Consider the following 11,738-nt stretch of genomic DNA (forward strand, 5'->3'; position numbering starts at 1 on the left):
TGAAACAAATAACTTTAAATGGAAAAAATATTTAATAATACTGAAAATGCCTTCATTTTAAAATCTGATGCGGAATTAAATAGAGCTCATTTCTTATTTAAAATGATTGGAAATCCCTCTCTAGTTAAAGTAGGAACGTCATTAACTAATTTTGCTTTGAAACTGCACTTACCTGTTGAAGGATTGATTAGAAAAACAGTTTTTGATCATTTTTGTGGAGGTATCAATGAACAAGACTGCTTAAAAGTTGTTGATAAAATGTATGCTAAAGGAGTTTCTTCTGTTCTTGATTATTCTGTGGAAGGTAAAGAAGAGGAGGAACAATTTGATGCTGCATTAGAAATGACTTTACGTACGATTGATTTTTCTAAAGCCAGTCAGGCTATTCCTTTTGCTGTTTTTAAACCTACTGGTTTAGGAAGAATTGATTTGTATGAAAAAGTGGGAGCAAAATTAACTTTGAATTCTTCTGAACAAAGTGAGTGGAATAGAGTAGTGGCTCGTTTTGAAAAGGTTTGCCAATATGCCTTTGATAAAGATGTTACTATTTTAATTGATGGTGAAGAAACATGGATGCAAGATGCTGCTGATCAGTTGGTTGAGCGAATGATGGAGCTGTATAATAAAGAAAAAGCTTTGATTTTTAATACCTTACAAATGTATCGTTGGGATCGTTTAGATTATCTAAAAAGTTTACATGAACGTGCTAAATTAAAGGGATATCACATTGGTATGAAACTGGTTCGTGGTGCATACATGGAAAAAGAAGCAAAACGTGCAGCAGAAAAAGGGTATAAAAATCCTATTTGTTCATCTAAACAAGCAACTGACGACAACTTTAATGCTGCAGTTAGCTACATGATGGAGCATATTGAATCAATGGCAATTTTTGCGGGTACTCATAATGAAGATAGTTCTTATTTAGTTATGAAATTAATGATTGAAAAGGGCCTCTCTAAGGATGATAAAAGAGTATGGTTTGGTCAATTATATGGAATGAGTGATAATATCAGCTATAATTTGGCTGCTGCAGGTTATAATGTAGCTAAATATTTGCCCTTTGGCCCTGTTCGAGATGTTATGCCTTATTTAATTAGACGAGCACAAGAAAACACATCAGTTGCTGGACAAACTGGAAGAGAATTGTCTTTAATTATTGCCGAGAGAAATAGAAGAAAATTGAAATAAGAATCATTTCTATAAAAAAAGACTAAGCTAGAGCTTAGTCTTTTTTTTCATTATTATTCATCATAAAAAAAACAGCGCCAACTAAGGCTATAATAACTAATGCAAAAACAACTGTCATTATAATAGCGCCGTTACTCCAAGAATACAAAGGCACAAATAAATTTTTCATAGGAGTTAGTTTTAAAATTTAATCAAATTTAACATCTATAATTATTAAATAACATGATAATTATCAGTTACTTCTGATTTAATATTATAAAAATTTTGATTTTATTTCTGGTGATGGTATCAAACAAGTATCTTTTTTTCCATACCATTTATATCTATTTTTTGCTATATAATCGTAAACCAAATTTATTATTGCATAAGGCATTAAATTGAATATTAAAATCCATTTATAGGATGACTTTAAATTTTTTAAAATAGTAAAAATTGCTTCTGATTTGACGTAATAAGCAATTCCAGGTTCATATAAAATAATACTATCAAAAGTAGGCTGTATTCCTAAATACTTTATGATTTCTTGTCCTTTTTCACTTTGAATAGCTACAAAACGGAAAATATCCTGTTCATCATGTTTTATTATGAAGTTAACTTTTTCATCACAATAATTACAAACCCCATCAAAAAGGACAATTTTTTTATTTTCTGGAAATTCCATAATTAATCAATCTGGTAAAATATAAATAAATAAGCCAAATTTAACTTAACTTTTAAAGAGGTTGAATCCATTCTAATTCATCAATAGCAACTTTTGAAGTAAAAATTCCATAATTTACAATAGCTTTATTTTTTTCAATTTTATCAATTGTTCCAATAGACTTACCTTCTTTCATGCGCACACGATCACCAATTTTCAAAGTAACTTTTGGTTTGTTTTCCTCAGCTTTTTGTTCTTTTATTTTTTTCTCTTTTTTCTCTTTTCTAATTTCTTCTACCTTCTCCTTAACTTCGGCTACAACTTGTTTTTCGATTACTTCTTTTTGCTTTTTCTCTTTTGCAGATATTTTTTTTCTTTTTGAGTTTTCAATCTCAACCATCTTTAAAAATTCTCCAATAAGTGACTTTTTATCTTTGTTATTAAAATATTTTTCTGCTATATCATCAATTCTTTGCCCCATGTAAATCAATCGCTGATTGGCATCATACATTTCTTGATAGCGTTCTAATTTCTCTTGAATCTTTGCATTTATTTTTTCCATTTTTTGGCTTTCTTCTCTGGCCTTGGATTCTTCTTCTTTTAAAATAGTAGATGTTTTTTCAAGTTTAGAGCGCTCCTTTTGTAGTGTAGCAATGGTTTTATCAAAACGTACTTTTGTATTTTCAATTTTCTTTTTAGCACGATTGATTAGTCCATAAGGAATACCATTTTTCTGAGCAACTTCAAATGTAAAGGAACTACCCGGTTGCCCTAAGTGAAGTTTGAACATCGGTTCTAACGATTTTTCATCAAATAGCATGTTTGCATTACTTGCAAAAGGTAGTTCATTTGCTAAAATTTTTAAATTGGTATAATGTGTTGTAATAATACCAAAAGCTTCACGTGCATAAAATTCCTCTAAAAAAGTTTCGGCTAATGCACCACCTAATTCTGGGTCAGATCCAGTACCAAATTCGTCAATCAAAAATAAAGTTTTCGCATTACATTTTTTCAAGAAATAATTCATGTTTTTTAAACGATAACTATATGTACTTAAATGATTTTCAATAGATTGATTGTCTCCAATATCTGTTAAAATTCGATCAAACAAAAAAGTCTGACTTCTTTCATGCACTGGAATAAGCATCCCTGATTGTAGCATCAATTGTAATAAACCTACCGTTTTAAGCGAAATTGTTTTTCCACCTGCATTTGGGCCAGATATAACTATAATTCGGTTTTCGTTTTCTAGTTCAATAGTTTGGGGAAAAGTAGCTTTGCCTTCTTCTTTGTTTTTTAAAAATAGAATTGGATGATAAGCTTCTTTAAAAAAAAGCTTTTTTTCTTCAGTTATTGTTGGAAGTACACCATTTATTTTTCGTGCATATTTTGCTTTTGAAGCAATGACATCAATATCACTCAAAAAATTTTGATAATGAAGTAGCGTAGAAACGTAGGGGCGTATACAAGCTGATAAATTCCTTAAAATTTTGATAATCTCTTCTCTTTCCTCATATTCTAAATTATTAAGTTCTCTTGAAAATTTTAACGTAGCTTCGGGTTCAATATATGCAATGCTGCCTGTTTTTGAATTACCTAAAATTGTACCTTTTACTTTCTTTCTATACATGGCCGAAACAGCAAGTACTCGTCGGTTGTCTACTATGGTTTCTCTAATTTCATCAAGATAGCCTAATGAGTTATAATGTGACAAGGCCATACCAAAACTTTGATTGATTTTACCTCGAACTAATTGTATATTTCGTCTAATATTAATCAAATCTGGTGAAGCGTCGTCTTTAATTTCACCATATTTATCTACAATTTCATCGATTGCTCTGGCAATAACAGTTGTAAATTCAATTTGTAATGATTTTTGAAATAATTGCGGGTAATAATCCTTGAATTTTTTCAGGTAAATAATATATTGATTAGCCGTTTTATTGATTTGATAAATTTTACGAATACTTGCTAATTCCAGAAAACTATCTTCAATAGCTAAGAGTTTCAAATCTTGTGTAATGGTTTCAAACCCATGATTAGGTAAAGCATTGTTATTTGAAAAAGAAGCTAAATACTCGTTTGTATAAGCTAGTTCGGCTAGTAATGTTTCTTTCTCTTTGAAAGGTTGAATTTGTAACGCTTTTTCACTTCCGATTTCAGTATTACAACTTTCTGAAATAGTTTGAAGTAGCGTATGAAATTCTAAATCTTTTAGGGTCTTTTCGTTTATAGCAATCATTTTTTAACAAGATAAAAAGCAAATTTACAAAGTAATTATCTTTGTAAAAAATAAAGCTTCCACTTTTATGTTAGATATAGTAGTTGATTCATCTTGGTCTGCACTTTTTGAGAAAGAAAAAGAGCAAACATATTTTAATGAAATTCTTTTAGAAGTAGAATTAGCTTATAAACAAAGTGTCTGTTATCCTCCTATAGGACAAATTTTTAATGCATTTAAATATTGTTCCTTATCAAATTTAAAAGTGGTAATTATTGGTCAGGATCCTTATCACGGAGCAGGAGAGGCACATGGATTAGCTTTTTCTGTTCCAGAGGGTGTTGCAATTCCACCTAGTCTAAGAAATATATTTATAGAAATTCAAAATTCGCAAAACACAGTTTTTTTTCCGAATTCTGGTAATTTAGAGCGTTGGGCAAATCAAGGTGTATTGTTGTTAAATGCAACATTAACTGTTAAACAAAATGAGCCAAATAGTCATAAAAATATTCCTTGGCAAACCTTTACCAATCATGTGATAGAATTTATATCTAAAGAAAAAGATGGTATTGTTTTTTTACTTTGGGGTGGTTTTGCACAAAAGAAAAAAACACTCATAGATGTTCAAAAACATTTTATTTTAGAAAGTGGTCATCCTTCTCCTTTAAGTGCAAATAGAGGTTTTTGGTTTGGTAATAATCATTTCAATAAAACAAATCAAATATTAAAAAAACAAGGTAAAAAAGAAATAGAGTGGTAATCAAAGTTTTAAAATTCCTAAAATTTCCTCGCCTAAAAATGGGCCGCCAGGATAATGTGCTGTGTAATCCATGTTTAACCAAATTTTATCATCTTCATCTCGATGAATAAACAGTACTTTTCCTTTTGTGATTTGTTTAAAAAGTTCATTTTTAATGATATAAACCACTTGTTCAAGATCTTTTGCTTTTCCAACGTATAGTTCAGGATACATATGTTTGCCTGTATGAATTAATCGCATTGTTCCTCCAATTGATTTAATAGTTGCGGCCATTAAAATAGCATGATCGTCACAATCACCAGAAAAATAGGTCAAACTTTCACTAGCGTTAGCAAAATATTCATCCGTTTTAGGGTCGTTAACATAGTTCCAGCGTGAATTTATTTCAGTAAAAACAGCAAAATATTGAATAAATTTTCTGTTTTCAGGTTGTGCTTTTGCTTCTTTTTTAAAATGTTTATTTACACAATATAAAGCAAAATTTCTAACCCTAGGATTTAAATAATCTACACTTTCCTCAACTCTTTTTTTATTAGGAAAGGGGAGGAGAAAATTTGCTTTTACGGCTTCTTTTTCGTAATTATCATTAGCATTATATACAATTATTCGGTAGGCGTCAATTACTTTAAAGAAGGTGTAATTACCTTCAAGTGATGCAGCAGTAAATAGAATTAAATACAATGATAATGAGATAAATATATATTTTCTAAAAACAATTAATACGATGAAGAAAAATAAAAATAAAAGTCCAAATAGGGCTAATTTATCAATTGGGATTTCCCAATCTAAGTCAACAATATTTTTACGAAAATAAATAAAAACAGGAATGGTTATTAAAAGCGATAAAAGCAGAACAACAAAAACAGACCACTTCTTATTTTTATAAAAAGTAGTCTGTGCGTTTGTCAATTTTGATAACCAATTGTACATCTCTTAAAATAAAAAAGGTATCAATTAAGATACCACTTTTTCATATGTTGTTTTATTATGTATCAAATTTAAATTAAAAAGTTGATTTTGTATGATTGAAAAGGTCTTTTCGTCTAATTGTTTCTGAGACCATTGCGTTTTTGACAACCATTCTTGAATATCTTCAATTTTTTGGTCATAACGTGTAGCTAAATTTCGATCAATACTTGGAATATATTTGAATTCTTCAGTAGTGGTGTTAATTATGTCTAAAATTTGTTCAATAATAGCCTCATTTTCTTTTAGAAACTTATCTCTGACAGCAATAACAAAACAAGGCCAAGGCGTAGGACATTCACCTATCCTTTTGAAAGTTCCATTATCTACAAAAGGTTTAGTTGTGAATTTTTCCCACATGAAATAATCGGCTTTCCCATTAGAAAGTGCTTCAATGGCTCCAGACACATTATTTACGATTTCAAATTCTAACTGTTTTGTATCCCAATTTTGCCTTTCAGCATTCACTACGGCCATCAAATGAGAACCTGAACCCATGCGGCTCACGGCAACTTTCGCGTTCTTAAGATCAGAAACGGAAGAAAATGATGCTTTATTATCTACGTGAATTCCCCAGATAAGTGGTGATTCAACATAGACTTGTACAATTCGACTATCATTTCCTTCTACAATATCTTTTACTATACCTTCTGTTAGTATGATTGCAATGTCAGTTTCTTCATTTCTTAGCATTTGACACATTTTACCCGTACCTTCTGGTACATCAGTCCATTGTAAATCAATGCCCATTTCTTCAAATTCACCACCTTCAATGCATAAATGCCAAGGTAAGTTAAAATGTTCAGGAACACCAGCAATTCTTATTGTTTTCATGATTCATTTTTATAATTTATCTTCACTAATTGCCACCATTTCCATGTTATATTTTCTTCATCAGGATAATTTTCCATAAAATGGAATCCTATTTTTTCTAAAACATGATTGGAAGGGTCGTTTTTCGCATGTGTATAAGCATTCATTTCTTGAATATTCATTTGATTAAAACCAAAGTCTAGCCAAGCTATTGATGCCTCTGTAGCAAAACCTTTATTCCAATAATTTTCATTTAAGCGATAACCATAATCATAAAAATTGGTTTTACCATTTTCAATATGATCATTTACAAATTTTATTCCAGTCCAACCTATAAATTCGCCTGTTGCTTTTAAAATTGTTGCAAAACGTCCAATACCATTCTGCTCATATTGTTGCTGAACAGAGTGAATAATTTGAATAGTTTCTGAAATATCTTTAGTAGGATTTTGCCATAAAAATTTGTGTACGTTTGGATTGCTATCCATAGCATACATGGCCTCTGCATCAGATATTTCTAGAGGTCTAAGAATTAATCTAGGTGTTTCAATTAGTAGATTCATAAGATTTGTGCATGATTAACAAATTAAAAATTGAAATTCAAACCAATAATCAAGATTAAAATGTTTTATTGAAATCAATTTTTAAAAACCTATTATTCAGTTAGTTTCATTAGCGTATATTCAATCAATTGATCTACTGTTTTATAAGGATCTTCACTGAAAGTTCCGTCAGCACGATTAGCAATAATTGCATTTAATGATAAACATTGATGTCCTAGTAATTTTCCAAGCCCATAAATTGCCCCTGTTTCCATTTCTAAATTGGTCATTTTAGTTCCGTTATAATTAAAAGCATCCATTTTAGAATTTAGTTTAGGGTCTTGGATGTTTAAACGTAAAACTCGTCCCTGTGGTCCATAAAAACCTCCCGCTGTTCCTGTAAAACCTTTAAAAATCTGATTGCTTTCAAATTTTTTAATTAAAGAATCACTTCCAGCTATTACATAAGGGCGTCCTTTTCTTAAATCCCAATTTGTTTGTTCGATAAATGCTTCTTCCATCTCTTTTTCAGAAATTGAATCAATCAAATAAGAACGTAACATATTATCTAAACCTAATCCATAGGCACTCATTACCATTGAATCAACAGGAATATCGGCTTGTAAAGAGCCAGAAGTTCCTACGCGTACAATATTTAAAGACGTTAATTCATCTTTAACTGTTCTTGTATTCAAATCTATATTCACAAGAGCATCTAATTCATTCATAACAATATCAATATTGTCTGGACCAATTCCTGTTGACATTACAGTGATTCTTTTTCCTTTGTAGGTACCTGTTTGTGTTTTAAATTCACGTTTTTGCGTTGTAAATTCGATAGAATCAAAATGTTGAGTGATTTTTTCAACTCTATTTTGATCACCAACGAAAATGATATCTTTTGCTATTTGCTCTGGTTTCAAATTGATGTGATAAACACTTCCATCAGGATTTAATATTAGTTCTGAACTTTGTATCATAATTAATTTGGTTTAAAATAATTTTAATTAATATTTGTTGTGTGTTTATGTTGATTAGCCACCAACACGTTTAGTTTTAAACCCTTTATCTTTTAAAAATTGCATAATTTTTTCTCTATAATCCCCTTGAAGTAGAATTTCACCTTCTTTAATACTACCACCAACTGCAAACTTGGTCTTTATTTCTTTGGCAAGTATCTTGAAATCTTCTGCTTCGCCTTCATAACCAGAAATTATGGTAGTAGGTTTACCATTTCTTTTCTCATATTTACAAATCATTGGCTCCTTTTGAATGTATAATTCATGAGCAATTTCAGCTGTTGCTTCAGATTCTTCAGATGGAGTATGGTCTGGAAATAGTTTTTTTAGTTGTTCTTGTAAATCCATAATTTGTAAATGTACAAAAAACAAATTCCAAATTCCAAAACAAAAATGTTAGGAATTTGGAATTTGTTAGCTAAATTTTAATTTATTTTTTTATTAACCCTAATTCGATTAATCGTTCTGTTAAGAATTCACCAGCGGTAATATCTTCGTATAATTTAGGATTATTTTCATCAATACATTCAGGTAAGCAATTTAAAGACATATCGCTCACTGGATGCATAAAGAAAGGAATTGAATATCTTGAAGTTCCCCACAATTCTCTAGGTGGATTAACCACTTGATGAATTGTAGATTTTAACTTATTGTTTGTATGTCGTGAAAGCATATCACCCACATTAATCATTAGCTCATCTGGCTCAGCCATAGCATCAATCCAATCGCCATCATGATTTTGAACTTGTAAACCTTTACCTTGAGCTCCCATTAATAGGGTAATTAAATTGATATCTCCATGAGCTGCTGCACGAACAGCACCATCCTTAGGTTCATCAGTGATAGGAGGGTAGTGAATAGGTCTTAAAATACTATTCCCATCTTTAATGAATTTGTCAAAATAAAATTCATCTAAGCCAATGTACAAAGCCAAGGCTCTTAATACATAAACTCCTGTTTTTTCAAGCATTTGATAAGCTTCTTTACCTACAGAATTGAAATTAGGTAATTCCGTTACTTCAACATTGTCAGGATATTCACCTGACCATTTTGAACCTTCTGAAACATACTGACCAAAATGCCAGAATTCTTTTAAATCACCAGCAGAACGACCTTTTGCATGTTCTTTCCCAAAAGAAACATAACCTCTTTGTCCGCCAATACCTGGGATTTCATACTTTGATTTTACCTCTAAAGGTAAATTGAAAAAGTTACGCACTTCAGCATATAAATTTTCAACTAGTTTGTCATCTAAGAAATGACCTTTTAATGCCACAAAGCCTATTTCAGAATAAGCTTTCCCGATTTCATTTACAAATTTTTGTTTGCGTACCGGATCATCCGATAGGAAATCACGCAAGTCTACACTTGGAATTTTTTGCATTTAAAAATAATTTGTTAATAACTTCAAAGTTTGTAATCACTTTGTTTTACAAATGTATAGAATATTTCTTTTATGTATTTTGAAAAGTTATTAACAATTAAGAAATGATTAAGAAAAAGAAATTCTAACAAAACGCGTTTAAAATGTTATTTTTATTAATTTTGGGGCAAACAAATGAACTAACTACATGATTTTTGAAAGACAAAATTTAAGCAACGAAGAATTAATCAGTTTATATAAAAAGCTAGTTAAGCCAAGATTAATAGAAGAAAAAATGTTAATTCTTTTGAGACAAGGTAAAGTTTCAAAATGGTTTTCAGGTATAGGTCAAGAGGCAATTTCTGTTGGAATTACTGCGGCTCTGGATAAAGATGAATATATTTTACCAATGCACAGAAATCTTGGTGTATTTACTTCGAGAGACATTCCATTACATCGTTTGTTTTCACAATGGCAAGGAAAAAAATCTGGTTTTACAAAAGGAAGAGATAGAAGTTTTCATTTTGGAACTCAAGAATTCAACATCATAGGAATGATTTCTCATTTAGGTCCACAAATGGGTGTTGCTGATGGTATTGCACTAGCCAATAAATTAAAGAAGAATGGCAAAGTAACGGCTGTATTTACTGGTGAAGGTGCAACATCTGAGGGTGATTTTCATGAAGCTTTAAATATTGCTTCAGTTTGGGATTTGCCAGTACTTTTTGTTATTGAAAACAATGGCTATGGACTTTCAACACCTACTAATGAACAATATCGATGTGAAAACTTAGCCGATAGAGGTATAGGTTATGGTATGGAAAGTTATATTATTGATGGAAACAACATTTTAGAAGTATATACAAAAATTAAAGCATTAAAGGCTTCTATGAAAGAAAATCCACGTCCTGTTTTATTAGAATTTAAAACGTTTAGAATGCGTGGTCATGAAGAAGCAAGTGGTACTAAATATGTTCCTCAAGAATTAATGGATTTATGGGCAGAAAAAGATCCTATTGAAAATTACAGAAATTATTTGAAGCTTACAGCTGTACTTTCTGATGAATTGGATGAAGAAATACGTACTACAATAAAAAAAGAAATTGATGAAAATTGGGCTATAACTCAAGCAGAACCAGAGTTAGTTGCAAATTTAGATGAAGAATTAAATGATGTTTACAGACCTTATGAATTTGAATCATTTGAGCCTTCGGAAGAAAAAGATAATATCCGAGTAATTGATGCTATTTCTTCTGCGTTAAGTCAATCTATGGAGCGTCACCAGAATTTAGTTATTATGGGGCAAGATATTGCAGAATATGGTGGAGCGTTTAAAATCACTGAAGGTTTTGTGGAAAAATTCGGTAAGGAAAGGGTTCGAAATACACCTATTTGTGAAAGTGCTGTAGTATCAGCAGCCAATGGTTTATCAATCAATGGACACAAAGCTGTTGTAGAAATGCAATTTGCTGATTTTGTTTCAACAGGTTTTAATCCAATTGTAAATTTATTAGCTAAACAACATTATCGTTGGGGTGAAAATTCCGATGTTGTAGTTCGAATGCCTTGTGGGGGTGGAACTCAAGCTGGACCTTTCCATTCTCAAACTAATGAAGCTTGGTTTACAAAAACACCTGGTTTAAAAGTTGTTTATCCTGCTTTTCCTTTTGATGCCAAAGGGTTATTAAATACAGCAATTAATGATCCTAATCCTGTAATGTTTTTTGAACACAAACAATTATACAGAAGCGTTTACCAAGATGTTCCAAAAAATTATTATACAATTCCTTTCGGAAAAGCAGCAGTATTGCAAGAAGGAAAAGATGTTACCATTATTTCTTTTGGTGCAGGTGTTCACTGGGCATTAGAAACTTTGAAAAATAATCCCTCTATTTCAGCTGATTTAATTGATTTAAGATCATTGCAACCTTTGGATTGGGAAACTATTTACGCTTCTGTAAAGAAAACAAATAGAGTAATCATTTTACAAGAAGACACCTTATTTGGTGGAATTGCTAGTGACATTTCTGCTATGATTATGGAAAATTGTTTCGAATATTTAGATGCTCCAGTAAAAAGAGTGGGTAGTATAGAGTCGGCTATTCCATTTATGAAAGCACTAGAAGACCAATATTTACCTAAAGCAAGATTTGAAAAAGAATTAAAAGATTTGTTGACTTACTAACTTAGTTAACATATATCAAAAAAGTCCGTAAAAAATTATTT

General features: G+C 30.7%; 12 protein-coding genes. 3 read left to right on the forward strand and 9 right to left on the reverse strand.

Features of this window, described 5'->3' with window-relative positions; translation table 11 throughout:
- Positions 1–18: 18 nt before the first annotated feature.
- Entirely contained in the window at positions 19–1,188 is a 1,170-nt protein-coding gene (locus tag QZ824_RS08470) for a proline dehydrogenase family protein (protein WP_291275585.1), read from the forward strand.
- Between the two features lie 34 nt (positions 1,189–1,222).
- Here the strand turns inward: QZ824_RS08470 and QZ824_RS08475 are convergent, their stop codons facing one another.
- The 3 genes from QZ824_RS08475 to QZ824_RS08485 all read right to left on the reverse strand — a co-directional run bounded on the left by QZ824_RS08475 (position 1,223) and on the right by QZ824_RS08485 (position 4,070).
- The gene (locus QZ824_RS08475) at positions 1,223–1,357 is read right to left on the reverse strand and encodes a hypothetical protein (RefSeq protein WP_291275586.1); all 135 of its coding nucleotides are present in this window, start codon (positions 1,355–1,357) and stop codon (positions 1,223–1,225) included.
- An 84-nt stretch (positions 1,358–1,441) separates the two neighbouring features.
- The gene (locus QZ824_RS08480) at positions 1,442–1,852 is read right to left on the reverse strand and encodes a thiol-disulfide oxidoreductase DCC family protein (RefSeq protein WP_291275596.1); all 411 of its coding nucleotides are present in this window, start codon (positions 1,850–1,852) and stop codon (positions 1,442–1,444) included.
- A 49-nt stretch (positions 1,853–1,901) separates the two neighbouring features.
- Complete coding sequence (locus tag QZ824_RS08485; protein ID WP_291275587.1) at positions 1,902–4,070, reverse strand: DNA mismatch repair protein MutS; 2,169 nt, start codon at positions 4,068–4,070, stop codon at positions 1,902–1,904.
- 67 nt (positions 4,071–4,137) lie between these two features.
- Here QZ824_RS08485 and ung point away from each other — a divergent pair, with 67 nt between their 5' ends.
- Positions 4,138–4,809, forward strand: a complete 672-nt coding sequence (ung, locus tag QZ824_RS08490; protein WP_291275588.1) for a uracil-DNA glycosylase — start codon at positions 4,138–4,140, stop codon at positions 4,807–4,809.
- Here the strand turns inward: ung and QZ824_RS08495 are convergent, their stop codons facing one another.
- From QZ824_RS08495 to QZ824_RS08520, 6 genes are all read right to left on the reverse strand, one after another.
- On the reverse strand, positions 4,810–5,739 hold the full coding sequence (locus QZ824_RS08495) for a transglutaminase family protein (RefSeq protein ID WP_291275589.1): 930 nt from the start codon (positions 5,737–5,739) through the stop codon (positions 4,810–4,812). It lies immediately after the preceding gene.
- 24 nt (positions 5,740–5,763) lie between these two features.
- Positions 5,764–6,609 (reverse strand): substrate-binding domain-containing protein, encoded by an 846-nt coding sequence (locus QZ824_RS08500; protein WP_291275590.1) that lies wholly within the window; start codon positions 6,607–6,609, stop codon positions 5,764–5,766.
- Positions 6,606–7,151 (reverse strand): GNAT family N-acetyltransferase, encoded by a 546-nt coding sequence (locus QZ824_RS08505; RefSeq protein WP_291275591.1) that lies wholly within the window; start codon positions 7,149–7,151, stop codon positions 6,606–6,608. The genes QZ824_RS08500 and QZ824_RS08505 overlap by 4 nt, the downstream gene beginning before the upstream one ends.
- A gap of 92 nt (positions 7,152–7,243) precedes the next feature.
- Complete coding sequence (locus QZ824_RS08510; RefSeq protein ID WP_291275592.1) at positions 7,244–8,110, reverse strand: nucleoside phosphorylase; 867 nt, start codon at positions 8,108–8,110, stop codon at positions 7,244–7,246.
- Between the two features lie 54 nt (positions 8,111–8,164).
- Complete coding sequence (locus QZ824_RS08515; protein ID WP_291275593.1) at positions 8,165–8,497, reverse strand: translation initiation factor; 333 nt, start codon at positions 8,495–8,497, stop codon at positions 8,165–8,167.
- An 82-nt stretch (positions 8,498–8,579) separates the two neighbouring features.
- Positions 8,580–9,533, reverse strand: a complete 954-nt coding sequence (locus QZ824_RS08520; RefSeq protein ID WP_291275594.1) for a 2-oxoglutarate and iron-dependent oxygenase domain-containing protein — start codon at positions 9,531–9,533, stop codon at positions 8,580–8,582.
- A gap of 187 nt (positions 9,534–9,720) precedes the next feature.
- Between QZ824_RS08520 and QZ824_RS08525 the strand changes: the two genes are divergently transcribed.
- Complete coding sequence (locus tag QZ824_RS08525) at positions 9,721–11,697, forward strand: dehydrogenase E1 component subunit alpha/beta (RefSeq protein ID WP_291275595.1); 1,977 nt, start codon at positions 9,721–9,723, stop codon at positions 11,695–11,697.
- Positions 11,698–11,738: the final 41 nt, after the last annotated feature.

It is taken from the genome of Flavobacterium sp. (assembly GCF_021151785.1).
GTDB lineage: Bacteria > Bacteroidota > Bacteroidia > Flavobacteriales > Flavobacteriaceae > Flavobacterium.